Annotated in this window: 26 protein-coding genes, 2 tRNA genes and 2 rRNA genes (1 of these 30 only partly in view); 20 read left to right on the top strand and 10 right to left on the bottom strand. The window is 45.1% G+C overall.

Annotated elements, in window-relative coordinates; genetic code table 11:
* The 9 genes from TRNA_RS24525 to tsaD form a co-directional block, all read left to right on the top strand.
* Positions 1–1,646: ribosomal RNA gene (locus TRNA_RS24525) — 23S ribosomal RNA — on the top strand (it extends 1,285 nt beyond the left edge of the window).
* A gap of 132 nt (positions 1,647–1,778) precedes the next feature.
* Positions 1,779–1,894, top strand: a 5S ribosomal RNA gene (rrf, locus tag TRNA_RS24530).
* Positions 1,895–1,906: 12 nt separating this feature from the next.
* Positions 1,907–1,983: transfer RNA gene (locus tag TRNA_RS24535), tRNA-Met, on the top strand.
* 41 nt (positions 1,984–2,024) lie between these two features.
* Positions 2,025–2,101: transfer RNA gene (locus TRNA_RS24540), tRNA-Asp, on the top strand.
* 194 nt (positions 2,102–2,295) lie between these two features.
* The gene (gene thiL / locus TRNA_RS24545; protein WP_009330105.1) at positions 2,296–3,279 is read left to right on the top strand and encodes a thiamine-phosphate kinase; all 984 of its coding nucleotides are present in this window, start codon (positions 2,296–2,298) and stop codon (positions 3,277–3,279) included.
* An 8-nt stretch (positions 3,280–3,287) separates the two neighbouring features.
* Positions 3,288–3,764, top strand: a complete 477-nt coding sequence (gene tsaE, locus TRNA_RS24550; protein ID WP_003179225.1) for a tRNA (adenosine(37)-N6)-threonylcarbamoyltransferase complex ATPase subunit type 1 TsaE — start codon at positions 3,288–3,290, stop codon at positions 3,762–3,764.
* Positions 3,745–4,434, top strand: a complete 690-nt coding sequence (gene tsaB, locus TRNA_RS24555) for a tRNA (adenosine(37)-N6)-threonylcarbamoyltransferase complex dimerization subunit type 1 TsaB (protein WP_003179227.1) — start codon at positions 3,745–3,747, stop codon at positions 4,432–4,434. Before tsaE ends, tsaB begins: the two co-directional genes overlap by 20 nt.
* 12 nt (positions 4,435–4,446) lie before the next feature.
* Entirely contained in the window at positions 4,447–4,905 is a 459-nt protein-coding gene (gene rimI / locus TRNA_RS24560) for a ribosomal protein S18-alanine N-acetyltransferase (protein WP_003179229.1), read from the top strand.
* The gene (gene tsaD, locus TRNA_RS24565; protein ID WP_003179232.1) at positions 4,895–5,920 is read left to right on the top strand and encodes a tRNA (adenosine(37)-N6)-threonylcarbamoyltransferase complex transferase subunit TsaD; all 1,026 of its coding nucleotides are present in this window, start codon (positions 4,895–4,897) and stop codon (positions 5,918–5,920) included. The genes rimI and tsaD overlap by 11 nt, the downstream gene beginning before the upstream one ends.
* Positions 5,921–6,159: 239 nt before the next feature.
* On the opposite strand, the gene TRNA_RS24570 is transcribed toward tsaD, so the two are convergent.
* Positions 6,160–8,085, bottom strand: coding sequence for an ABC-F family ATP-binding cassette domain-containing protein (locus TRNA_RS24570; protein WP_003179233.1), 1,926 nt, complete (start codon positions 8,083–8,085; stop codon positions 6,160–6,162).
* A 146-nt stretch (positions 8,086–8,231) separates the two neighbouring features.
* Between TRNA_RS24570 and moaC the strand changes: the two genes are divergently transcribed.
* Genes moaC through tatC form a run of 4 tightly spaced genes read left to right on the top strand, consistent with a single transcriptional unit; the run spans position 8,232 to position 10,394 of the window.
* A complete protein-coding gene (gene moaC / locus TRNA_RS24575) occupies positions 8,232–8,738 on the top strand; it encodes a cyclic pyranopterin monophosphate synthase MoaC (RefSeq protein ID WP_003179234.1) in 507 nt (168 codons plus the stop codon).
* 3 nt (positions 8,739–8,741) lie between these two features.
* The gene (locus TRNA_RS24580; protein WP_003179237.1) at positions 8,742–9,389 is read left to right on the top strand and encodes a redox-sensing transcriptional repressor Rex; all 648 of its coding nucleotides are present in this window, start codon (positions 8,742–8,744) and stop codon (positions 9,387–9,389) included.
* A gap of 42 nt (positions 9,390–9,431) precedes the next feature.
* Complete coding sequence (locus tag TRNA_RS24585; RefSeq protein ID WP_003179239.1) at positions 9,432–9,611, top strand: twin-arginine translocase TatA/TatE family subunit; 180 nt, start codon at positions 9,432–9,434, stop codon at positions 9,609–9,611.
* A gap of 6 nt (positions 9,612–9,617) precedes the next feature.
* Positions 9,618–10,394, top strand: coding sequence for a twin-arginine translocase subunit TatC (gene tatC, locus TRNA_RS24590; protein WP_011201569.1), 777 nt, complete (start codon positions 9,618–9,620; stop codon positions 10,392–10,394).
* A gap of 45 nt (positions 10,395–10,439) precedes the next feature.
* On the opposite strand, the gene TRNA_RS24595 is transcribed toward tatC, so the two are convergent.
* Both TRNA_RS24595 and TRNA_RS24600 read right to left on the bottom strand, forming a co-directional pair.
* The gene (locus TRNA_RS24595; RefSeq protein ID WP_011197587.1) at positions 10,440–10,631 is read right to left on the bottom strand and encodes a YdiK family protein; all 192 of its coding nucleotides are present in this window, start codon (positions 10,629–10,631) and stop codon (positions 10,440–10,442) included.
* Positions 10,631–11,365: a CPBP family intramembrane glutamic endopeptidase gene (locus tag TRNA_RS24600; RefSeq protein WP_011197588.1), complete on the bottom strand. Its 735-nt coding sequence runs from the start codon at positions 11,363–11,365 to the stop codon at positions 10,631–10,633. Before TRNA_RS24600 ends, TRNA_RS24595 begins: the two co-directional genes overlap by 1 nt.
* Positions 11,366–11,590: 225 nt before the next feature.
* Here TRNA_RS24600 and groES point away from each other — a divergent pair, with 225 nt between their 5' ends.
* Complete coding sequence (gene groES, locus TRNA_RS24605) at positions 11,591–11,875, top strand: co-chaperone GroES (RefSeq protein WP_003179248.1); 285 nt, start codon at positions 11,591–11,593, stop codon at positions 11,873–11,875.
* A gap of 44 nt (positions 11,876–11,919) precedes the next feature.
* The gene (gene groL / locus TRNA_RS24610; protein ID WP_003179250.1) at positions 11,920–13,554 is read left to right on the top strand and encodes a chaperonin GroEL; all 1,635 of its coding nucleotides are present in this window, start codon (positions 11,920–11,922) and stop codon (positions 13,552–13,554) included.
* A 1,100-nt stretch (positions 13,555–14,654) separates the two neighbouring features.
* Here the strand turns inward: groL and TRNA_RS24630 are convergent.
* Both TRNA_RS24630 and TRNA_RS24635 read right to left on the bottom strand, forming a co-directional pair.
* Positions 14,655–14,996 (bottom strand): hypothetical protein, encoded by a 342-nt coding sequence (locus TRNA_RS24630; RefSeq protein WP_003179371.1) that lies wholly within the window; start codon positions 14,994–14,996, stop codon positions 14,655–14,657.
* Between the two features lie 434 nt (positions 14,997–15,430).
* Positions 15,431–15,745 (bottom strand): YolD-like family protein, encoded by a 315-nt coding sequence (locus TRNA_RS24635; RefSeq protein ID WP_021837163.1) that lies wholly within the window; start codon positions 15,743–15,745, stop codon positions 15,431–15,433.
* 1,058 nt (positions 15,746–16,803) lie between these two features.
* Between TRNA_RS24635 and TRNA_RS24645 the strand changes: the two genes are divergently transcribed.
* The 3 genes from TRNA_RS24645 to TRNA_RS24655 all read left to right on the top strand — a co-directional run bounded on the left by TRNA_RS24645 (position 16,804) and on the right by TRNA_RS24655 (position 18,973).
* Positions 16,804–17,721: a VanW family protein gene (locus TRNA_RS24645; protein WP_003179378.1), complete on the top strand. Its 918-nt coding sequence runs from the start codon at positions 16,804–16,806 to the stop codon at positions 17,719–17,721.
* Between the two features lie 117 nt (positions 17,722–17,838).
* Positions 17,839–18,288, top strand: a complete 450-nt coding sequence (locus TRNA_RS24650) for a YfmQ family protein (protein ID WP_003179380.1) — start codon at positions 17,839–17,841, stop codon at positions 18,286–18,288.
* Positions 18,289–18,511: 223 nt separating this feature from the next.
* Positions 18,512–18,973, top strand: a complete 462-nt coding sequence (locus tag TRNA_RS24655) for a GNAT family N-acetyltransferase (protein WP_003179383.1) — start codon at positions 18,512–18,514, stop codon at positions 18,971–18,973.
* A 64-nt stretch (positions 18,974–19,037) separates the two neighbouring features.
* Here TRNA_RS24655 and TRNA_RS24660 read toward each other — a convergent pair whose 3' ends face one another.
* Positions 19,038–19,712 (bottom strand): SOS response-associated peptidase, encoded by a 675-nt coding sequence (locus TRNA_RS24660; RefSeq protein ID WP_011197592.1) that lies wholly within the window; start codon positions 19,710–19,712, stop codon positions 19,038–19,040.
* Positions 19,713–19,752: 40 nt separating this feature from the next.
* Entirely contained in the window at positions 19,753–19,983 is a 231-nt protein-coding gene (locus TRNA_RS24665; RefSeq protein ID WP_003179386.1) for a hypothetical protein, read from the bottom strand.
* Positions 19,984–20,143: 160 nt separating this feature from the next.
* On the opposite strand from TRNA_RS24665, the gene TRNA_RS24670 reads away from it, so the two are divergent.
* A complete protein-coding gene (locus TRNA_RS24670) occupies positions 20,144–20,758 on the top strand; it encodes a TetR/AcrR family transcriptional regulator (RefSeq protein ID WP_011197593.1) in 615 nt (204 codons plus the stop codon).
* Positions 20,759–20,773: 15 nt separating this feature from the next.
* A complete protein-coding gene (gene ppsA, locus TRNA_RS24675) occupies positions 20,774–23,395 on the top strand; it encodes a phosphoenolpyruvate synthase (protein ID WP_011197594.1) in 2,622 nt (873 codons plus the stop codon).
* A 27-nt stretch (positions 23,396–23,422) separates the two neighbouring features.
* Here ppsA and TRNA_RS24680 read toward each other — a convergent pair whose 3' ends face one another.
* The 3 genes from TRNA_RS24680 to TRNA_RS24690 form a co-directional block, all read right to left on the bottom strand.
* Positions 23,423–23,707, bottom strand: coding sequence for a hypothetical protein (locus TRNA_RS24680; protein WP_011197595.1), 285 nt, complete (start codon positions 23,705–23,707; stop codon positions 23,423–23,425).
* A gap of 65 nt (positions 23,708–23,772) precedes the next feature.
* Positions 23,773–24,135: a DUF488 domain-containing protein gene (locus TRNA_RS24685; protein WP_011197596.1), complete on the bottom strand. Its 363-nt coding sequence runs from the start codon at positions 24,133–24,135 to the stop codon at positions 23,773–23,775.
* 83 nt (positions 24,136–24,218) lie between these two features.
* On the bottom strand, positions 24,219–24,983 hold the full coding sequence (locus tag TRNA_RS24690; RefSeq protein ID WP_011197597.1) for an SDR family oxidoreductase: 765 nt from the start codon (positions 24,981–24,983) through the stop codon (positions 24,219–24,221).
* Between the last annotated feature and the right edge of the window lie 76 nt (positions 24,984–25,059).

The following is a 25,059-nucleotide window of genomic DNA, read 5'->3' on the forward strand; positions in this document are numbered from 1 at the left end:
AGAAGTGAGAATGCCGGTATGAGTAGCGAAAGAGGGGTGAGAATCCCCTCCACCGAATGCCTAAGGTTTCCTGAGGAAGGCTCGTCCGCTCAGGGTTAGTCGGGACCTAAGCCGAGGCCGAAAGGCGTAGGCGATGGACAACAGGTTGATATTCCTGTACCACCTCCTCACCATTTGAGCAATGGGGGGACGCAGGAGGATAGGGCAAGCGCGGTATTGGATATCCGCGTCCAAGCAGTTAGGCTGGGAAATAGGCAAATCCGTTTCCCATAAGGCTGAGCTGTGATGGCGAGCGAAATATAGTAGCGAAGTTCCTGATTCCACACTGCCAAGAAAAGCCTCTAGCGAGGTGAGAGGTGCCCGTACCGCAAACCGACACAGGTAGGCGAGGAGAGAATCCTAAGGTGATCGAGAGAACTCTCGTTAAGGAACTCGGCAAAATGACCCCGTAACTTCGGGAGAAGGGGTGCTCTGTTAGGGTGCAAGCCCGAGAGAGCCGCAGTGAATAGGCCCAGGCGACTGTTTAGCAAAAACACAGGTCTCTGCGAAGCCGTAAGGCGAAGTATAGGGGCTGACGCCTGCCCGGTGCTGGAAGGTTAAGAGGAGCGCTTAGCGTAAGCGAAGGTGCGAATTGAAGCCCCAGTAAACGGCGGCCGTAACTATAACGGTCCTAAGGTAGCGAAATTCCTTGTCGGGTAAGTTCCGACCCGCACGAAAGGCGCAACGATCTGGGCACTGTCTCAACGAGAGACTCGGTGAAATTATAGTACCTGTGAAGATGCAGGTTACCCGCGACAGGACGGAAAGACCCCGTGGAGCTTTACTGCAGCCTGATATTGAATGTTGGTACAGCTTGTACAGGATAGGTAGGAGCCTTGGAAACCGGAGCGCCAGCTTCGGTGGAGGCATCGGTGGGATACTACCCTGGCTGTATTGACCTTCTAACCCGCTGCCCTTATCGGGCAGGGAGACAGTGTCAGGTGGGCAGTTTGACTGGGGCGGTCGCCTCCTAAAAGGTAACGGAGGCGCCCAAAGGTTCCCTCAGAATGGTTGGAAATCATTCGCAGAGTGTAAAGGCACAAGGGAGCTTGACTGCGAGACCTACAAGTCGAGCAGGGACGAAAGTCGGGCTTAGTGATCCGGTGGTTCCGCATGGAAGGGCCATCGCTCAACGGATAAAAGCTACCCCGGGGATAACAGGCTTATCTCCCCCAAGAGTCCACATCGACGGGGAGGTTTGGCACCTCGATGTCGGCTCATCGCATCCTGGGGCTGTAGTCGGTCCCAAGGGTTGGGCTGTTCGCCCATTAAAGCGGTACGCGAGCTGGGTTCAGAACGTCGTGAGACAGTTCGGTCCCTATCCGTCGCGGGCGCAGGAAATTTGAGAGGAGCTGTCCTTAGTACGAGAGGACCGGGATGGACGCACCGCTGGTGTACCAGTTGTTCTGCCAAGGGCATCGCTGGGTAGCTATGTGCGGACGGGATAAGTGCTGAAAGCATCTAAGCATGAAGCCCCCCTCAAGATGAGATTTCCCATTCCTATAAGGAAGTAAGATCCCTGAAAGATGATCAGGTTGATAGGTCTGAGGTGGAAGTGTGGCGACACATGGAGCTGACAGATACTAATCGATCGAGGACTTAACCTAAATATTTGTGAATCGTCTGTCCGTTATCTAGTTTTGAGAGAACACCTCTCAGAAAGCCAAAGGCAAGGAAACTCGGCTAAAGGCCCTCACATCCTGTGAGGAACGCCCAGTACCTTCGTCCTGAAGGCATAGTTTGGTGGCGATAGCGAAGAGGTCACACCCGTTCCCATGCCGAACACGGAAGTTAAGCTCTTCAGCGCCGATGGTAGTTGGGGGCTTCCCCCTGTGAGAGTAGGACGCCGCCAAGCTGTTTATATTATCGCGGGGTGGAGCAGTTCGGTAGCTCGTCGGGCTCATAACCCGAAGGTCGCAGGTTCAAATCCTGCCCCCGCAACCAAATATAATTTGCATACAATCAAACAAAATAAATAAAAATATGGTCCGGTAGTTCAGTTGGTTAGAATGCCTGCCTGTCACGCAGGAGGTCGCGGGTTCGAGTCCCGTCCGGACCGCCATGTTGCACACAAACGAAATCTTCGAGGTTTTCGTTTTTTTTTATGTCTTTTTTCAGGTCAATGCTGAAACTCGGTTTCTCTTCTGACGGGATGTGAAGCTCGAATTTCTTTATTCCTTGGATAATTGGTGAGAATTCGATAAACTAATGATAGTGTTTTGATTGGTTTGCAACAGCAAAGGAGCAAATGATCTTATGGACGAATTTGAATTAATTCAAAGGATTACGCCCCGTTCGCTTTCTCATCGGGAAATAGAAATCGGTATTGGAGACGATGCCGCTGTTTATCATACGAAGAACAATTATCAGGAGATCGTTGCAGTCGATACGATGGTCGACGGTATTCATTTTTTATCATCCCATTCATCGCCTGCCGATATCGGATATAAAGCATTGGCTGTGAATATTAGCGATATTGCCGCAATGGGAGGCCGACCCAAGTACTATCTTGTGTCAATCGCCGTTCCTTCCGGTTGGGGCGCGACGGATATTGAAGCCATGTATGAAGAAATGAATAAACTGGCGACACTATATGAAATGGATTTAATCGGCGGGGACACCGTATCTGCAAACGGGCCGCTCGTTTTGACCGTAACAGCAATCGGCGAAATTGAAAAGGGCAGATCTTGTTTAAGGAGCCATGCCGAGCCCGGTGATGTCGTTTTTGTGACGGGAGAACTTGGCTCATCAGCTGCCGGCCTGTCTTTTATATTGGGCCAAACATCGGCGAGAGACGAGACGCAGTCTCAATACTTTATTGAGCGGCACAAGAGGCCTGAGCCGAGGGTGGAAGCAGGTTTGATCTGTTCACGCTATCACCATGTGGCGCTTAATGATATCAGCGACGGGCTTGCCAGTGAATTAAATGAAATTGCTGAAGCGAGCCGTGTTTCCATTGACATATATAAAGAGTTGATTCCGGTCCATTCGGATTTACATATATTGCACACAAAATGGGAAGAGTGGGTCCTTTTCGGCGGCGAGGATTTTGAACTCGTCGGTACGATTTCTAATGATCAATGGGAACGTTTTAGTCAGGAATGCTCCGAGCATGATGTGCGGGTTCATCAAATCGGCCGCGTCACAAAACAAGGACAGGCGGAAGTGTTTTATCATGACGGACAGGACCGCGTTCTTCTCGAAAAAAAAGGATATAACCATTTTAAACAAGACAGGTGACAAGTAAAGTGAAAACGTTAGAGTGGAAAACGACAGAGCCTGAAGAGACAAAAAACATTGCCAGGCTGGCGGCAAAATATGTTCAGCCCGGTGATGTCATCACATTGGAGGGCGATCTTGGAGCAGGCAAAACGACTTTTACGAAAGGGTTTGCCGAAGGGATCGGCATCAAGCGGGTTGTCAGCAGCCCGACTTTTACCATCATCAAAGAATACCGTGACGGCTCTCTTCCGCTGTTTCATATGGATGTGTACAGGATGGAAGACGAGACGGAAGATCTCGGATTAGATGAATATTTTGAGGGAGACGGCGTCTGCCTTGTGGAATGGGCGCATTTGATTGAAGAGCAGCTTCCAAAAGAACGCCTTGAGGTGGTCATTAAGCGGCTTGGTGATGACAAGCGAAAGCTGACCTTTACACCTAAAGGCAGGCGCTACGAAAATCTTTGCGAGGAGATCAGCAAACATGACGATACTTGCGATTGATACATCCAATTTAACGCTCGGAGTGGCATTAATCAAAGACGGAAAAGTGATAGCCGAGCATATATCCCACTTAAAGAAAAACCATTCGGTCAGAGCCATGCCGGCAATCGACGAACTCCTTAAAGAGTGCGGTTTAAAGCCTAGTGACCTGACCCAAATTGCAGTTGCCAAAGGCCCGGGTTCATATACAGGCGTGCGGATCGGCGTGACGATTGCCAAAACGCTTGCATGGTCATTAAATATTCCGGTTAAAACCGTTTCAAGCCTTGAAGTGCTTGCGGCAAACGGCCGTTTTTTCCAAGGCTTGATTTGTCCGTTGTTTGATGCTAGGCGCGGTCAGGTTTATACGGGACTGTACCAGTATAGGGACGGCAAACTCCATGGATTGGAAGAGGACCAGAACATTCTGCTTGAAGATTGGCTAAAAAAGCTGAAAGCCATGGATCAGCAAGTCCTTTTCATAGGAAGCGACACCGGGATTCACAGGGAAATGATCGAACGGATTCTCGATGAACAAGCGGTTATTGCAGACCCTGCCCTGCAGCTTCCAAGACCTTCAGAATTGGCTTTAATCGGAGAACTTAAAGAGGACGAGCCAGTGCACAGCATTGTTCCAAACTATATTCGTCTGGCCGAAGCCGAGGCCGTCTGGCTTGAAAAACAAAAGTAAACGGGTGAAGCCATGAACACGCAAATGGTCATACGCGATATGAATCCAAAGGATTTGGACCAGGTTTTTGAAATTGAAAAAAGCTCTTTTTCTTCTCCGTGGAAAAAAGAATCTTTTCATCATGAGCTTTTTCACAATATGTATGCTCATTATCTCGTTCTCGAAGTTGAGGAGCAAGTCGTCGGCTACTGCGGGATTTGGATCGTAATGGATGACGCCCAGATCACCAATATTGCCGTTTCACCTGCATACCGGGGCCGCCGCTTCGGTGAAGCTCTTTTGAAGGCGGCCATGAAGCTTTGCCGGATGAAAAGGGCGGTTCAGCTTTCTTTAGAGGTGAGGGTATCGAATCATATTGCACAGAGCTTATACAAAAAGCTCGGCTTTGAGCCGGGAGGAATTCGCAAAAATTATTATACCGATAATGGGGAAGATGCATTATTAATGTGGGTGAGACTAAATGAATCATAAAAAAGATCTGTATGTATTAGGAATCGAAACAAGCTGTGATGAGACTGCCGCTGCGATTGTCAAAAACGGGACGGACATCATCTCAAATGTCGTAGCGTCGCAAATCGAGAGTCATAAACGGTTTGGGGGCGTCGTTCCCGAGATCGCATCAAGGCATCACGTGGAACAGATCACGATCGTGCTTGAGGAAGCCTTTGCACAAGCGGACATGACGTTTGATGACATTGATGCCATTGCAGTAACGGAAGGACCGGGGCTTGTAGGCGCTCTATTGATCGGCGTGAATGCTGCGAAAGCGCTCAGTTTTGCCCGGGGCATACCGCTCGTAGGCGTGCATCATATTGCCGGTCACATCTATGCCAACAGGCTTGTTCAGGACATTCAATTTCCGGCGATTGCCCTTGTCGTCTCAGGCGGCCACACCGAACTCGTATATATGAAAGAGCACGGCTCATTTGAAGTAATCGGAGAGACGCTCGACGATGCTGCAGGCGAAGCCTATGACAAAGTGGCGAGAACGATGGGGCTTCCTTATCCGGGTGGACCTCACATTGACAAACTTGCGCAAAAAGGCGAGGCAAATGTGCCGCTGCCGCGCGCATGGCTTGAAGAAGGGTCTTATCATTTCAGCTTCAGCGGATTGAAGTCTGCAGTCATCAACACGCTTCACAACGCTTCACAAAAAGGCGAAACGATAGCTCCGGAAGATTTGTCAGCCAGCTTTCAGGAAAGCGTCATAGATGTCCTCGTGACAAAAACGGAACGCGCTGCGGAAGCTTATGGCGTCAAACAGGTGCTGCTTGCCGGAGGAGTTGCTGCAAACAAAGGGCTGAGAGCCGCGCTCGAAAAAACGTTCAGCAGCCGTCCGGAGATCGAGCTTTTGATCCCGCCGCTCTCGCTGTGTACGGACAATGCCGCCATGATTGCCGCCGCAGGTACGGTTGCTTTTGAAAAAGGAATCAGAGGAAAATATGATATGAATGGTCAGCCTGGCTTAGATCTGACGTCTTATTGAAACCTCACGCTTTGTGAGGTTTTTTTACCCGGAAAAAGTTATTAACAAGTTATCAACACATATCCACAGTCTTGTGTATAATGTTAAAAACCTTAATTTACAGACCTTTTTTACCTGTTAGTAATGTGTATAAATATTATGTTATTTGTGGATATTGTGGGTAAATCGCTTTCTTTCTTTTAAATAAAGGATTTCAATTGTGGACAAAAAAACCGCTCCGGCTTGGAGCGGCTCATCCTTTATTCATTTGTAGATAGTGTTTCCCATTCTGATAACAGCTGTTCAAGCTCCTCATTCAGCTGTTCATTTTCAGAGTGGATTTCCTGAACCTTCTCGTGGTCTTGGAAGACGTCGGGATTGCATAGGAGCTCTTCATTCTTTTCAATTTGTTCTTCAATGGCCGTAATTCTTGTTTCGATGTCTTCAATCCTGCGCTGCCGCTGGCGTTCTTTTCTTTTCAGCTCTTTTTCTTCTTCATAGCTCTTTTTTGCGCCCGGTTTTTCGGAAGCGGCTTTCTGACGCTCTTCCGTCTGTTTTTCTAGTTCTTTCAGTTCAAGCTGCTGCGCTTTTTTTTCCGTGTAATAATCGTAGTCGCCTAAATATTCTTCGGCTTTGTCGCGAGAAAGCTCCAGTACTTTTGTCGCAATCCGGTTGATAAAATAGCGGTCATGGGACACAAATAATATCGTTCCCGGGTAATCGATTAAAGCGTTCTCCAAGACTTCCTTGCTGTCCAGGTCGAGATGGTTTGTCGGCTCATCAAGAATAAGGAAGTTCGCTTTTTGCAACATCAGCTTGGCGAGGGCAAGCCTGGCTTTTTCGCCACCGCTTAATGCATGTACAGGCTTTAATACATCTTCTCCCGAGAACAAGAAGTTGCCGAGGCAGGTCCTGATATCCTTTTCATTCATCTCCGGATAATCGTCCCAAAGCTCGTCAAGCACGCGTTTTGACGACGTCAATTCAGCCTGTTCCTGGTCGTAGTATCCGATTGAGACGTGAGAGCCCGTCGCGATTGTTCCCGACACCGGCTGCAGCTTTTGGATCAATGCTTTCAAAAGGGTCGACTTGCCGATTCCGTTCGGCCCGACTAGTGCAACGCTTTCCCCGCGGGTAATGCGAAAATCCAGTGAACGGAGAAGCGGGGGCTGGTCCTGATAGCTTACCGTCAGGTCTTCCACTCGCAGTACATCGTTTCCGCTTTGCCTTGTAATTTCAAAGCGGAATGACGCCGACTTTTCATCTCCAAGCGGTTTGTCCATGATCTCCATCCGTTCAAGCTGCTTTCGTCTGCTCTGCGCCCGTTTCGTCGTCGAAGCCCTTGCCAAGTTCCGATCGACGAAATCCTGCAGCTTGGCGATTTCGTCCTGCTGCTTTTCGTAAAGCTTTGTTTCCCTTTCCAGCTGCTCGGCTTTTAATTGGAGATAAGAGCTGTAGTTCCCGATATATTTTTTGCTTTGGGACCTGGTAATCTCGTAAACTTGGGTAACCACTTTGTCAAGAAAGTACCTGTCATGGGAAACGATTAAAATCGCTCCGCTGTAGCTTTGCAAATATTGTTCGAGCCATGTCAGGGTGTCGATATCCAAGTGGTTTGTCGGTTCGTCCAAAATGAGGAGGTCGGGTTTTGTCAAAAGCATTTTTCCGAGGGCAAGTCTTGTTTTTTGGCCTCCGCTTAAATCCTGAACGCGGACGGAGTCGTCAAATCCCGCAAAGCCGAGCCCGTGCATGACGGATCTGACCTCTGCCTCATATTGGTAGCCGCCTTTGTCCTTGAACTCCTGCTGAAGCCTGTCATATGTCTTCATTAATGATTCAAGCTTGTCCGGTCCGGCTTGCGCCATCTTTTCCTCGATCGCGCGCATTTCTTTTTCCATTTTTTTAAGAAAATCAAATACCGACAGCAATTCCTCTTTAAGCGTCAGCTTGGAATCGAGGCCGGAATGCTGGTCAAGGTAGCCCATCGTCAAATCTTTAGGTTTGATGATGTCCCCCTTTTCGTATGAGAGCTTTCCTGCGATAATCTTTAGAAGAGTCGATTTTCCGGCGCCGTTGCGTCCGACGACCGCAATCCGGTCCCGAGACCTGACTTCGAGTTTTATATTCGTTAAAATCGTATCGGCTCCAAACGATTTTGAAAGCTGATTTACTTGTAAAATCATCATGATCTTTCACCTCTTGTCTGCTATTTTAAGTGTAGCCTATCACCGCGCAGTCAGCAAACAATTAAGTGAAGTCTGGAAGATTTTAGCCAAAGAAAAAGACAGATTGAAAAAAATAGTGTATGATCATTATAAGGAGAGTTAAGAACATGAATGAGTTTACACATTTTAATGAACAAGGCAGAGCCAAGATGGTTGATATAAGCGAAAAGGAAGCTTCAGTGCGCACAGCTGCGGCTGTTTCAAGCGTGTCCATGAATCGAGAAGTACATGAAAAAATCAAAAACCGCGAAATCGGAAAAGGCGATGTGTTGGCGGTGGCGCAAGTGGCCGGAATCATGGCTGCAAAACAGACATCCGCCATCATCCCGATGTGTCATCCGATCGCTCTGAAAGGAGTCGACATCGCCTTTTGCTGGGAGAAGAAAGAGCAGAAGAGCATCCTGCATATACAATCTAACGTCAAGACCAAAGGGAGCACAGGTGTGGAAATGGAAGCGTTAACGTCGGCCTCCGTATGTGCGCTGACCGTTTATGACATGTGCAAAGCGGCGGATAAGGGAATGGTGATAGGACCGACCTTTCTTCTCGAAAAGACAGGCGGGAAAAACGGTGACTATAAAAGGGAAAAAGCTGATGTAGACATGGAGGATTAGTTTATGAACATGGATCATTCAAAAATTCCGCAAGCGACAGCGAAACGGCTGCCATTATATTATCGTTTTTTAAAAAACCTTCATGCATCCGGGAAACAGCGTGTATCTTCCGCTGAGCTGAGCGATGCCGTCAAAGTCGATTCCGCGACCATCCGAAGGGATTTCTCGTACTTCGGCGCGCTCGGGAAAAAAGGATACGGCTACAATGTCAATTATTTGCTGTCCTTTTTCAGAAAGACGCTTGATCAGGATGAAACGACGAACGTAACGCTTATTGGCGTGGGGAATTTGGGGACAGCCTTTCTCCATTACAATTTTATCAAAAACAATAATACAAAAATCGCCATGGCGTTTGACATCAATGAAGAAAAAATCGGAACCGAGGTCGGCGGCGTTCCCGTCTATGACCTGAATAAGCTTGAAGAGCATATGACGGATGATGATATCCCGGTCGCCATTTTGACGGTTCCAGCTCAAGCCGCACAGTCGATTACAGACAGGCTGGTGGCGCTTGGCATTAAAGGCATTCTTAATTTCACGCCGGCTCGCTTGAATGTGCCGGAACACATTCGCATTCATCATATAGATTTGGCAGTGGAACTTCAGTCGCTGGTGTATTTTCTGAAACATTATTCAATGCAGGAAAAGTAAAACGGAAAACGAAAAATAAATAAAGGAAAGGGGGCAGGCTTTATGCCAACAATCGGTCCTGGAAGCTTTATTTTAATTGTCGTGGTGGCGCTTTTGATATTCGGCCCGAAAAAACTTCCCGAGCTGGGAAGAGCGGCGGGAAACACGCTGCGGGAGTTTAAAAATGCGACAAAAGGTTTGGCTGACGACGATTCCGATAATAAAAAGAAAGAAGATCAGTAGGATAGGATGACATTTATGAAGGGAAAAGAAATGTCGCTGTTAGAACATATCACAGAACTGCGCAGACGGCTTGTGATCACTTTTTTCTTTTTTGTTTTGTTTGTTGCGGCAGGCTTTTTTTTGGCGAAGCCGCTCATAATCTACCTGCAGCAGACGGATGAAGCGAAGCTGCTGACTCTCAATGCGTTCAAGCTGACCGATCCTTTATTTGTGTACGTGCAGTTCGCGTTCATCATCGGCGCTGTCTTGACTTCGCCGCTTGTTCTATACCAGCTGTGGGCTTTCATCAGCCCGGGGCTGTATGAAAAAGAACGAAAAGTGACGCTCAGCTATATTCCAATATCGATCATTCTTTTTTTAGGCGGCATTGCCTTTTCTTACTTTATTTTATTTCCGTTTGTCGTGGACTTTATGACGAGAGTCTCAGATGATCTGAATGTCAACCAGGTCATCGGAATACACGAATATTTTCAGTTTCTGCTTCAGTTGACGCTTCCTTTTGGCTTGTTGTTTCAGATGCCTGTGGTCATCATGTTTATCACAAGGCTCGGTCTCGTGACGCCGATGTTTTTGGCGAAAATCCGAAAATATGCATATTTTGTGTTGTTCGTCATTGCGGCGCTCATTACACCGCCTGAGTTATTGTCGCATTTAATGGTCTCCGTGCCATTGCTCATTCTTTATGAAATCAGTATCGTGATTTCAAGAATATCCTACAGGCAGGCGCAAAAAACAATGATTCAAGAGGAAAATCAATCGTTTTTGAACGACCATACAAAATAAGAGCCATTCTTTTTTCAGAATGGCTCTTTTCTTTCAAATAAAAGGCTATTGATCTTTTCGCTTCATCCTGCCGGCCAGGGCGAACATTTTAAAGGAGATGCTGATATTATAGGCTGCGAAAAGCATCAGCAGGATCGTATAAAAAGACCACATGCTTCCGGGCGAGGTTGCCGCGAGATACGTAAACAGCACACCCGTTAATAAATAAATCACTCCCCAGAATTTAGGGCTTCTCATCATAGAAATCCTCCAATAATCATTTGCATTTTCTCGACGTTTTTCAAATATTCTTCAATAGGCTCCCGGAATGTCTGCAGCAAGACGACGAGCGTATTCATGGCGACATGGGCGAAAATCGGGACGATAATCCGGTTGGTCCTGACATATAAAAAGGCGAATGTGAATCCCATTGCCGTATAAATGAGCAGATGGCTGAAATCCAAATGGACGACCGAGAAGAGCACCGAACTGAACAGAGCGGCAACGAAAAAATTCGTTTTCTCATAGATCGCACCGAAAATGATCTTTCTGAAAATGATTTCTTCAAGAATCGGACCGAATACAGAAGAGACAAACACCATCAGCGGCAATGCGGTGATGATTTTCATAATCCGCTGCATATTTTCGGATTCCGGGTTGACCCCGAACAAGTTCATTTCGATCGAAGCGGCAATTGACTGCGCAAACAAAGCGAGAAAAACGCCGGCTACCGCCCATCCGATTGACGCTGCAACCGATGCTTTTGGACGATTGCGAAGCGTCGTCTTCGGCACCGTCCGCAAAATCAGCAGCACGATGACGAGACAGAGGGTAAACGCGATGACAGACCAGACGCCCGTCAATGTAAGCTGAGCTTCAGCCTTGGGCTGTCCTCTGCCCACTCCCAAAAAGTAGAGAAGAGGCAAGCCGACAACCGCCGACAATTGCATGAGAACGTATGCCAATATAATAAACCAGTATTGTTTTCTCAAGCTTTATGTACTCCTTTTCTAAAAATCTAAATCAGACTATGTTTATTGTAACACACTCTTTTTAAATTATAGGATGATAAGGATATGCGGAGAAATGTAGGCGCAAAAAAATTTGACCTTTTCACTTGAAATTGCCTGGGAGATTCTTTATTATAAGAATTGTGTTAGCACTCACCGAGTGCGAGTGCTAAAATTACATATGAAAATATTGAGGAGGTTGTTTCATTGTTAAAGCCATTAGGTGATCGCGTTGTCATTGAGCTCGTTGAGTCTGAAGAAAAAACTGCTAGCGGAATCGTACTTCCTGACTCCGCAAAAGAAAAACCACAAGAGGGTAAAGTGGTTGCAGCCGGTTCAGGCCGTGTGTTAGAGAGCGGAGAGCGCGTTGCATTAGAAGTTAAAACAGGCGACCGCATCATCTTCTCAAAATATGCAGGTACCGAAGTGAAATATGAAGGTACTGACTACTTAATCTTGCGTGAAAGCGACATTTTAGCTGTTATCGGCTAAGTCATAAATAAAAACGAGACAATTATATAGGAGGTTCGAATAACATGGCAAAAGATATTAAGTTTAGCGAAGAAGCCCGCCGTTCAATGCTGCGCGGTGTAGATGCATTGGCGGATGCTGTAAAGGTAACTTTGGGACCTAAAGGACGCAACGTCGTTCTTGAGAAAAAATTCGGTTCTCCATTAATCACAAACGACGGTGTAACCATCGCGAAAGAAATCGAGCTTGAAGACGCGTTCGAAAACATGGGCGCAAAGCTTGTTGCTGAAGTTGCGAGCAAAACAAACGATGTTGCCGGTGACGGTACAACAACAGCGACAGTTCTAGCTCAGGCGATGATTCGCGAAGGTCTTAAAAACGTAACTGCCGGCGCTAACCCTGTAGGCGTGCGCAAAGGTATCGAGCAGGCTGTGGCTGTAGCTGTTGAAAGCCTGAAAGAAATCTCTAAACCAATTGAAGGCAAAGAATCAATCGCACAAGTTGCTTCAATCTCCGCTGCAGACGAAGAAGTCGGAAGCCTGATCGCTGAAGCAATGGAGCGCGTCGGCAACGACGGTGTTATCACGATCGAAGAATCCAAAGGATTCACAACAGAGCTTGAAGTGGTTGAAGGTATGCAGTTCGACCGCGGATATGCGTCTCCTTACATGGTGACGGATTCCGATAAGATGGAAGCGGTTCTTGAGAATCCGTACATCTTAGTAACAGACAAAAAAATCACAAACATTCAAGAAATCCTGCCGGTGCTTGAGCAAGTCGTGCAACAAGGCAAACCGTTGCTTCTGATTGCTGAAGACGTTGAAGGTGAAGCTCTTGCAACATTGGTTGTCAACAAGCTTCGCGGAACATTCAACGCAGTGGCTGTTAAAGCGCCTGGATTCGGCGACCGCCGCAAAGCGATGCTCGAAGACATCTCTATCCTGACAGGCGCCGAAGTGATCACAGAAGATTTAGGTCTTGACCTTAAATCAACTCAAATCAATCAATTGGGACGCGCTTCTAAAGTTGTTGTTACAAAAGAAAACACAACAATTGTTGAAGGTGCGGGAGATACAGAGCAAATCGCGGCACGCGTCAACCAAATCCGCGCTCAAGTTGAAGAAACAACTTCTGAGTTCGATAAAGAAAAATTACAAGAACGCCTTGCTAAGCTTGCAGGCGGCGTAGCTGTCATCAAAGTCGGAGCTGCGACTGAAACAGAATTGAAAGAACGCAAGCTTCGCATCGAAGACGCCCTGAACTCTACTCGCGCTGCGGTAGAAGAAGGAATCGTATCCGGCGGTGGTACAGCTCTTGTCAATGTTTACAATAAAGTAGCTGCCCTTGAAGCTGAAGGCGACGAACTGACTGGTATCAACATCGTTCTTCGCGCTCTTGAAGAACCAATCCGTCAAATCGCGCACAACGCGGGTCTTGAAGGATCTGTCATCGTTGAGCGCCTGAAAAATGAAGAAATCGGCGTCGGCTACAACGCTGCAACAGGCGAATGGGTGAACATGATCGACAAAGGTATCGTTGACCCTACAAAAGTAACACGCTCAGCTCTGCAAAACGCAGCATCTGTAGCGGCTATGTTCCTGACAACTGAAGCAGTTGTTGCCGACAAACCGGAAGAAAACAAAGGCGGCGCAGGAATGCCTGACATGGGCGGCATGGGCGGCATGGGCGGCATGATGTAAGCCCAGCGTCCAAACGCTGATATATCAAGGAAAAGAGGCTCTTTTTAGAGCCTCTTTTTTTAAAAAATCACATAAAAATCACATTTTTTCGGTTTTAAAACTTGTGATACCTTGTAGGAAACATTTCATTTTATTAAATGTTTCTTTCTTCATCTTGTTTGTTATGTGAGTATAAATTTCAATTGTGGCTCTCATATCAGTATGGCCAACTCTCTTCATAATCTCCCCCAGAGTGTTTCATTATTTGACCTAACTCATGGCAGAAGTCTTTCCAGTGCTGCTCCTTGTTTTTAAGAGACTATCGAAAAAAACCACATTACTTAAACAAAACTTAAAGATCCCACACTTGTTAGGCATGTACCTAATTTGAATGTCTATCTATCAGCAATAACTTTCATATCGACTTGGGAAGGTTCTGCTATGTTTATTTATATATATATGTATTGAACTTCTTCTTCTAATTTTGAAAGGTAGTACATTAAAATCCCCCTGTATAATGAAAACTGATGCTCTCTTTTTGGTGATTTGAAAACCCGATTAAACGGGTTTAAAAGTTTATTTTTTCAAAACTTGAAGCGTTATTGAAGTAACGAAAAGGAGCAGGCATAATGCCTGCTCCTCTATCTTGAAACTAACGAGATTCATTTGAGGATTTAAGGTAACTGATGAACAATGGTGAAATGACAATTACTGTTACAATTAATAATAGTCTGCTAGATATTAAATTTACAAATGTAGTGTTAATAATATATAGGGCTAAAACCATTAAATAAAAAGCCACGTAAACATAAGCATACACTTTTTTGCTGAATGGTTCTTTCATGTAAATGAAAAGAAATAACCCTGCCATTAAAACTAAGAAAGTCATATTTTCCCTCTTTCATTTTTATTGTGGAAAAACCCCAGTTGGAACAGCTGCATATCCGAGTCCAGTAAAACGTATTCTAACACCATGACCTTCATGTTCGTCTTGAATCATTTGACCAAAACCAACTAGTCCGCCTCCGATTACTCCGGAAATTACGCTTGCTAATTGTGTAGGAGGTACGGGTATAACCCTTGATATTAAAGCAAGACCAGAGGTTGCTCCACCGCCTGCTTTAAATGGTTCTTGTTTCATTACAGTCAAAATAAAGATTATATCCCCACCAGTAGAGATCATGACCAGATCGACCGCAGCCTTTTTTCGCTACTTTCATTTTATGATTGTTTCCATTCTCCAGTGTCAATACACTACCGTCTTTGTCTAAAATTTTCACACTAAAATCGGAGTTAATGACAGCTTCTTTTTGTTTCACTAAATCGTTCAAGTATTTAATCCAGTCTTGAACTTCGTTGGTGACAGAACGTGAAATATCTAGTTTAGTATAAGATGGATCTAAGGTAAGAGTTCCATCTGCGTTTAATTTAAGATAAGCTTCTAATTTCTTTACATCATTCATACTCACCTTTACATTCTTAAATTCTTCGCTGTTCAGTTTTTGATCGGGTGCAGAATTTCCTTTATATGCTCCAGTAGTTTCAGTATGTAGTTTTTCGTTGTCAGTTAGTTCTGACGCTGATACTATATTGAAAATACAGGTGAAACCAATATTAATGTCAGTACCATAACAAATGTCTTAAAACCATTGTGCTTCTTTTCTTTCACGATAATGCCACCCTTCTTATTATAGATCAACCTCATTTTACTTGAAAAACAAGGTAATTTGCGGCATGATGTGTATAACAGTAAAAAAGAACCATCTAAAATCTTGTGCGTAATGAAATTATACTAGGTGTGATTAATTAGAATATGGAGGGCTAATTTAAGAAGGAAAAAAACGATTAAGATGAAGGATGTTATGATGTAACTATGTTGATCTTTGGATTATAGGTCTTACTTTATTTCTCTAAAAACAGCATCCTCAAATTTAATGAAATTGGTGTCTCCTTCCACAATATGAAAAACCTTACGGATATGATTTATGTAATGAATTTTTCCTTCTATGTTAATAGTCTCTCCTGATTCTGCTCTATTTAAAAAGGGCAGCGGTTTAAATACAGAGAACAGAACTGTTAAATTAAATTCCATTGCTTCACATATTATCTTATCCATGTCTTCTATTTGAACCATGTCAAGAACCGGCCTTTTAACCTTGTTCCGATTGCTTTCTAATTCGCGGAGCAGGCTGAGGTGTTCCGACAGCATCATAGCTGTTCATTTGATTGATCCCCGATCTTTCAAGTTGTCATCTTTCATGGTGTTTATCTCCTTGAGTTTCAATCGTGAATTAATGGAAACAGTGTTTTAGCTATTTTGGTTACAAAATCGGTCACGGTTTCGGAATTTGAAGGTGTATGCGGCATGATGTAAGCCCAGCGTCAAAAACGGCTGATATATCAAGGAAAAGAGCATCTTTTTATTTAACTTGCGATGACATATAAATACCCTTTTATCCATGGAATAATTTCCTTTTGGGGGATTATGGTATAATTAGCATCTGAATTTTTAACAGAAAGGTTAAACAATTGATGTCGCACAACAAACTAATGTTTTTGCTTTATCATTTTCATCTATTATTCACCTGCTTGGTACAATAGTGGACCCTGCGGCTAGCTGGAAGCCTTGGCTGGTGAACATTGCATTCATTTTATTGGTTCTTCTATTTTTAAATCTCACTATAAAAGAAAATCAACAGAACAAGTAGCGGCATGCCCTTCTCAAAGAGAAGGGCATATATTTTATATTATGAACATCGGTAAGAGTAGCCTTAATAAACGTCACTCTAATTCTGCATCTGAATATCGGAGCTTGCTATTGCCCGTAATCTCTTTCAACGGCCAGTGCGTCAGCAAATGGCATTAAAACCGCAAGACCTAAATTTGATTCTTTGTGAAAAATGGGGGATTTTAAAAAGATGGTCAAAAAAATTGTAAATGGATTCAATTCATTTTCACTACTGGGGACAATCTTTTTTATCGGCAGTTATTTTACGTACAAATTTAATGGCGTGGAGCTGGTCGGGTTCCTGTACTTAGGTATTATTTTTTTGACAGCTCTGATCGCAACCACCGTAATGTTAATCAGGCTAAAAAGAAAAGGAATCAATAAAGATAAACAGGCTTAATGCATGCTTTATACTTATTTTAGCTTCTCTCCGCTAGTGTAACCTTTTCCAATCCATAATATAGATCTCTTAAAAGCATCACATGTCCAGTACATCAAATGTAATCTCCTGTTCATACTAATATCGGGAGGTACATCGACTTATGTTGAAAATTTGGATGACTGGACTTTTACTATTAGCGCAGCCCGCGGGGCATTCTGACAGCTTAACGATCACTCAGCAAGGGAAGAAAGTGGCCGTTGTGAACCGCGAAGATTTTACAATGCCGCTTCCCGGAACACCGATGATTGATGATAAAAAATACAACGAATTCGTTGACAGGCTTGAACGGAAAGTACACAAGGATCCTGTCAACGCCGTGATCAACGATCAGGGAAGGATCGTTCCCGGCAAGGTTGGCTACAGCCTTTCCCGGAAGGGGTTTAAGGAGCAGTTTTACGCGTATTTTTATGGGGATGGCCCGTCCACAATAGAAGTGCCTGAATTGAATGTTTACCCGAAAGTTGACAGCGAACTGCTTTCCCATATCCGGACACAGCGGATCGGCCAGTATGTGACGTACTTTAATTCCGGGAATAAAAGCAGGACGCACAATATTTCTCTCGCGGCAAAGGCAATCGACAATCATGTTGTTTTTCCTAATGAGACGTTTTCATTTAACAAAGTTGTCGGAATGAGGACGCCGGACAAGGGATATATGAAGGCTCCCGTGATTGTGAGAGGCGAATTGTCTGAAGGAGTGGGCGGAGGCATTTGCCAGGTTTCGTCGACATTGTTTAATGCTGTTGACCGGGCAGGACTCGAAATCGTCCAGCGCTATTCCCACAGCCGGCGTGTCCCTTATGTTCCGCCGGGGCGCGACGCGACGGTCAGCTGGGGCGGACCTGATTTGCGCTTTCAAAACAAATATAACCAGCCGGTCTTGATCCGGGCGAAACGGCACGGGGGAACGATGGTTGTGACGCTTTATTCTTCTGATGTGGTCAATCATCAGCTGCGAAAAGTCCCGAAGGCTCCGGCCCAAATTCCAAAAGAAGAGCATCAAAGCGGGGATCACTAAAGGCGAATGTTCATCTGGCGCTGCACTTGTTCACACAATGTACAATAAAATCCTTTTGCCTGTATGATAGAATGAATCAAGGACATCTTTAAATTTCAGACAAGAGGAGATGATCGAGTGACATGGCTTTTTGTAACCTTTTTGGTGATCTTCAGTCTTTTTAAAATATTGGTCACTTGCCTTCCGAGCGGTGTCGTAGAGTGGCTGACCGGCAAATTTCAAGTTCATGTGAAGCTTGAGGAATCGAATGTTCAAGTGACATTCGGCGGAAAACGTTTAGAGGGATCTGACAAGAGTCGATTTATTCAAAACTTTAATGAAGCGGTATTTATGGAGCGGTACTACATATACCCGGGAGATGAGCCGCTGTATGTCAATCCGAAAAACGCCGGGACACCGTTTGTGATCGAAACAACTAAAGGAAAAAACGCTGTGAAGCTGTTTGTATACAGATACGATGATCATATAGACGTCGTTAAACAATATAAGAAAAAGACGGCCGCTTATTGTCTGCGTTCTGACAGTCTGCAAACATGCGGGGGGATGAAAACGGCGGATTTGATTTAAAAAGCAGGAAAAACCTGCTTTTTTATTATGATATGAAATAGAGCCTGACAGCGCCGTAACCGATCAAAAATAACCAGGCAGCGATTCTTTCTTTTTGACGTGCTGTACGGCTGTCCATTTCACCATCGCCTTTCTTCATTTTATTAGCAATAAAATCCTTGTATTGCATATTATTCTAAATTAAAATGAGGTTGATAAAAAGTCTTGCACAGGGAGAAACGCCATGACCATACATATTCAACAGCTTGAAGCCCCTCTGAATCGTGAGTTTGTTGATGAACTGATCAATTTGTGGAATGATAATACGTTGGAAACGGCTGATTGTGCATTAGATGATCAAGATAGAGAAATGATACACCAGCAGCTGGAACAATATGTTCAATCCGCATACGGAGCGGTTTTTGCCGTCGTGAATGAGAAGCAAGAAGCGGTCGGATACGGGCTGGCCTCTATTAAGAAAGATTTGGTCAGCGATTGTCTGAGCGGGCAAATCGATGAAGTGTACATAGCCCCGGACTATCGAAGAAATAAGCTGGGGAAGCTTGTTGCAGACCGTATGATGGATTGGTTTGAACAACATCAAGTCTCTCACGTTCAAGTATCGGTCGATATCGATAATCAATCGGCGCTGCATTTTTGGGAAGGCATCGGCTTCAGCAGTGATTTTTATCTTCTGACAAATTAGTTTTTTGAATCAAGTGGGAGCGGCCTTCGTTGTCATGCCCGGCCGCCTAGCTAAAAAGCCCCTTTTAAGGGGCTTTTTTGATGAGCTCAGGAGAATTATGATGCGGTGAATTGACGAGAGGCGCGACTTCATACGCTTCCATCTCTTTTGACGCATATGGTTTTAAAAGGCTTTCTAAGTATGCAAGGTTTTGATTCTTCGGATTCAGCCATTCTTTTTCAGCCTGGCGATCAAGAATGACGGGCATGCGGTCATGAATGTCTTTCATTAAATCGTTGGGCGTTGTCGTAATGATTGTGCATGTATAGACGGGCTTGCCGCCTGCAGGCTGCCACTTCTCCCAAAGCCCAGCAAATGAAAACAGTCGATTTGTTTTGAGCTTGATCCTCATCGGCCGCTTTGTCTTTGCATCGGTCCGCTTCCACTCATAAAAACTGTCTGCCGGAATGAGGCACCTTTGTCTGATCAGCGGCTTTCGAAAGCTCGGCTTCTCCGCCAAAGTCTCAGCGCGCGCATTGATCATTTTATAACCGATTTTCTCATCCTTTGACCACGGCGGAATCAATCCCCACCGCAGCCGCCCTAGCCGGTTATGCGAACCGTCGTTGATGACGGCGAGAATATACTGGGAAGGCGCGATGTTATAACTGGGGCTGTAATCTTCAATCGCCATTTGATCAATCTCGAAACGGTCAATAATCTCATCAAATTCAGAAAACAGCGTAAACCTGCCGCACATCTTAGGTCACCTTTTTTTGTTTATTGAAAGTTTGAGGCTTTTATATATAAATGGCCAACAAGGCCGCTGAAACAGCCATGATAAAGCAGTCATCGCCCGTCATGGCCACGCCGTTTTTGATGAATACACTGCAGGTCCAGTTGAGTGCCGATCCTTCCGCGGTCCGGTCAATCAGTTTTTTACCCGCTGTGTAAACACATGCTTTAAATAAAGAAAACGAAATGGAACATAAAATAAAGAGCAAAATAAACTTTACCATCAACACCAGCATTGCCTTTTCACCCCGGCATATTTTGTAAGCTCCACCTTCATTTTACCAATAAATTCATCTGTTAAAACCTCTTTCTTGTTTTATTATATTGACCGAATGGTCAGCAATCGTTACAATTTATACTAACCGATTGGTCAATAACGAAAAGGAATGATGGTCAATGCCTTTACAGCTTTATGAAAAAGAGCAAATACTCGATGCCTGTTTGGAGGTTTTTGCCCGGCATGGCTATGCAAAGACTTCGACCGGAATGCTGGCGGAAGCGGCCGGCATTTCAAAGGCGCTGATTTTTCATCATTTTAAAAGCAAAAAAGATCTGTACTTAACTGTGCTCGATTATTGTATTGAGAAGGTAAAGTCGCGCCTTTCCCTTGATGACCTGGCGTCTTATGATGATTTCTTTGAAGCGAAAGAAAAAATAAGCATGGCTAAGCTTGAGTTTTTCGCGGATTATTCAAATGTATACAAGCTCACGAAAGATGCCTTTTATTCACCGCCTTCCGAATTAAAAAAAGAAATCGCTGCAAAGTATGGGGAGCAATTTGCCGTTAGAAATCGTATTCTAAAACAGCTTTTTGCGAAAGTTCCGTTGAGGGAAGGAGTGGATCGTGAAGAGGCGTTCGAACTTATCATGGTCATGATGGGGCATTTTGAACAAAAGTTTCTAGCGGAAGTAACGGCTGAGGACGATTTTGATCCAGCCTGGAGCAGACGTCTTCTTGAAGAACGAAAACGGTTTTTGGATATGATTCGTTTCGGCATTGAAGGCGAATAAAAAGGGGGATTCCTGATGGGACACTATGTATTGGGCTTTCATGAGATCGATCGAACCGATTTGCCGCTTATCGGAGGAAAAGGGCTGAACTTGGGCGAATTGTCAAAAATGGACGGCATCCAAGTGCCTCCCGGTTTTTGTATAACAACAAAAGCATATGAAAAGATGATCGGTGAAAACGATAAGGTCAGTGAACAGATTGATCAGCTGTCTCTTTTAAAAGTGAAGGACAGAAAACAGATTAACGATCTTGCCCTTCAGATCCGCAATGGTATTGAAAGGGCCGAAATCGCCGAAGAGATCAAAGAAGCGGTTAAAAGCGCTCACTCAAATGCTGGCGGCGATGCATATGCGGTCCGATCAAGCGCTACGGCAGAAGATTTGCCTCATGCCTCTTTCGCCGGGCAGCAAGATACGTATTTAAATATAAAAGGAATAGAGGCGATCTTGAAGCATATCAGCAAATGCTGGGCTTCACTGTTTACAGAGCGGGCCGTGATCTACCGGATTCAAAACGGTTTTGACCACCGCAAAGTTCAATTATCGGTCGTCGTCCAGCAGATGGTGTTCCCGGATGCGTCCGGCATTTTGTTTACGGCAGATCCTATTACATCCAACCGGAAGGTCACCTCGATTGATGCAAGCTTTGCTTTGGGAGAGGCGCTTGTATCTGGTACAGTTTCAGCAGACAACTACAAGGTTCGTGAAGGCGCGATCATTCAAAAAACGATTTCCGAGAAAAAGACGGCAGTCTATTCTTTGGAAAGCGGCGGCACTGAGGCGCGCGAAGTCGAAGCGGGCTGCCGGAAAGAGCAAACATTAACAGATGAACAGATCATCCGGCTTGAAAAACTGGGAAGGAGAATCGAAGCCCATTTCGGTTTTCCGCAGGATATTGAATGGTGTCTGGCTGATGGCGAATTTTTCTTTGTCCAGAGCCGGCCTATAACGACATTGTTTCCTCTTCCGAAACAGAGCGATGACAAGCTTCGCGTCTATATGTCTGTCGGGCATCAGCAAATGATGACAGAACCGATCAATCCGCTTGGAATATCGTTTTTCGGGTTGATCTCGGATTATGAGCTGACTTGTGCCGGCGGAAGGCTTTTTATTGATTTATCACACGATTTGGCATCTTTTGCAGGGCGGAAAGTCGTCCTCAGTACGGCGGGGAAAAATGATCCTTTCATGCATAGCGCTCTTGTGAATTTTTTGAAAAGAAAGGAGCTTGTCAAAACCCTGCCGAAAGGGAAGCGGATGTTTAGATTAGGGGCTGAAGGGCTGTCATGGTCGCTGCCGGGTGATGCGCTGAAGATTTACCGGAAAAACGACACAGATGTAGTCAAACGGCTCATGTCGAAAGCGGAAGCATCCATTCAAGAGGCTGAACAGCGATTGAAAAACGCATCGGGTGAAACGTTATTTGCACAGATAGAAGAGGATCAAAAAAGCTTGAAAAAAGTTCTCTATGATTCAGAGAGCATGGCTGTAATTATGGTTGGTTTATATGCCGTTTACTGGCTCAATCGAAAAATGGAGAAATGGCTTGGCGAAAAAAATGTCGCCGATACCCTTTCTCAATCGGTATTGTACAATGTCACATCTGAAATGGGATTGGCGCTTTTGGATGTATCAGATGCTGCCAGAGGATACCCCGAGGTTCAGAAGTATTTAGCATATGCCAATAATGAAACCTTTTTTGAAGATCTCAAACAGCTTGACGGCGGTCCCGCCTTTATCGGCGCATTGCGGGCATTCCTTGAGAAGTACGGCATGCGCTGCACCGGTGAGATCGATATAACCAAGACCCGCTGGAGCGAACGTCCTTCCATTCTTGCTCCAATCATTTTGAGCAACATCAAGAATTTTGAGCCCGGCGCGCGAACGGCTAAGTTTGAACAGGGGCGATTGGAAGCGGAGAAAAAGGAGAGGGATTTGTTAAGCCGTCTGCAACAACTAAAGGGAGGCAGACAAAAGGCAAAAAGGACAAAGAAGATGATCAGCGTGCTGCGGAATTTTATCGGCTATCGGGAATATCCCAAATACGCTCTGATCAAACGCTATTTCATATATAAGGAAGCGTTGATGAAAGAAGCCGCTGTTTTACAGCAAAAGAAGCTGATACAAGCGAAGGAGGATATTTATTATTTGTCCTTTGATGAATTGAAAGAAGCCGTGTGCACAAACCGTCTCGATGTGAAGAAGATCGAGGAAAGAAAAGCGGAATATCGGCATTATGAAAAATTGACGCCTCCGCGAATCATGACTTCAGAAGGCGAGGTCATCACCGGAGAAGCCTTGGGGGATCACATTCCGGCAGGAGCGTTGGCGGGCGTTCCTGTTTCATCGGGGATCATCGAAGGAAGGGCAAGAGTGATTCTGAAATTGGAGGAAGCCGATATCGAAGAGGGGGATATCCTTGTCACGCCTTTTACAGATCCGAGCTGGACACCGTTATTTGTCTCAATCAAAGGTTTGGTGACTGAAGTGGGCGGCCTCATGACACACGGCGCTGTTATTGCGCGGGAATACGGGCTTCCGGCGGTGGTGGGGGTTGAGCATGCGACGAAAGAAATTAAAGACGGACAGAAGATCAGGATTAACGGATCGGAAGGATATGTTGAAATACTCGAATGATAAAAAGCGCAGCTAGAAGCTTGCGCTTTAATTTTTATAAAGGTCGGCGGACAACATCCAATCCATCAATTGCTGATACGGATAATAGGTCGTGCCATTTAATTCAATTTTAGGTATGTCAGGATATTTACGCAGCATTTCTTTCGTTTCTACTTTGCTCAAGCCTAAATAATAATGTAAATCGTCTTCTTTGATTAAATAGGGATAGCCTGAATAAATTCCCTTTGGGTTTTTAAAGTTTTTCAAGCCGTCACCGATAAAATAGCCTAAAGCCGCTAAACCAAGTCCGATCCAAAACAGGTTCATCTCCACGTTTACCATCCTTTTCTCATATTGCTTTATCTGTCATACGAAAAGGATTGAAAAAAGTTTCAAGGTCAAAGGCTTTGCCGGTTCAGCATCTCATAAAGAACGACGGCATGGTTATGGCGCTCATCTTTGGCCCCGTAAAGCAGAATAACGGTTTCGTCCGCCGCCATTTTTTTTAATTCCCTGAAGCTTTTCTGTTTTTCAGCGTTTTGTTTAATTTCGTTTTGATAGGCTTCTTTAAACGATTCGAATTTTTTCGGATCATGACCGAACCATTTTCTTAATTCGGGGCTTGGAGCGATTTCTTTCATCCAGCAGTCGGGGTTCGCTTTTTCTTTTGATATGCCGCGCGGCCACACACGATCGATTAAAATGCGGCGTCCTTCTGTTTGCTGGTTTTCTTGATAAATGCGCTGGAGAATAAACGGCATGCGGATCACTCCTTCTCATTTTATGATAAAACGGCAGGCTGGAAGGAACAACCCTATTGAAAAAGACAATGCCAACATTCCGTTTATTCGATGGAATGTTTTAAAGAACTGTACAATTGGCTGACGCTTTCATCGATTTCATCTCTTGACATCCGCAAGGCTTTTTCCGATACGGCATAGCCGATTTCCAACCGGCCTTCTTCCAGCCCTTTAAAGATCGCATCGGCAAATTCATCCAAAGGAGCTCCGGAATCATGCAGTCCGACACCGCCCAGATCCGTATTGACCGCAGGAGGAGCGACTTCTATGACCTCAACGCCGGCCTCGGAAAGCTGGTGTCTTAAACTCATCGTAAAGGAGTGGAGAGCGGCTTTTGTCGATGAGTAGATTGGTGCGACCGCCATCGGTGTAAACGCCAGCCCTGATGACACATTGATGATCGCAGTTTTCCCGGCTTTTTCGGCAAAGTATCGGCTAAAGAGCATGGCCAGATGGATAGGCGCCTCCATATTGACGGTGATTTCTTTATTGTAGTCAGCCCAATTGTCTATAACATCGGCTTTTAAAATGTGGTAGCGCTGCTGTATGCCCGCATTATTCACAAGTACGTTTACTCCCGGATGATGTTCTTTGATCCATTCAAATAATGCCAGTCGTTCCGTTTCAACGGCCACATCGCATACACACGTGATCAGCTCCGGATGTTTTTCCTTTGCTTCTTTAAGCTTGCTTTCCCTTCTCCCGCAGACGATAACGGTATTTCCCGCTTTTATAAATCGTTCGGCAAAAGCAAAGCCGATTCCCGATGCGCCGCCTGTGATCAGCACTGTGTTTCCCGACAGTTCCATTGGAATCCCTCTTTTCCGTCAAATTTTAAACAATAGGTTGAGCATCTCTTCTGACCCTATAATGCCCCTTTATTTT

The sequence above is a fragment of the Bacillus licheniformis DSM 13 = ATCC 14580 genome (genome assembly GCF_000011645.1).
GTDB classification, from domain to species: domain Bacteria; phylum Bacillota; class Bacilli; order Bacillales; family Bacillaceae; genus Bacillus; species Bacillus licheniformis.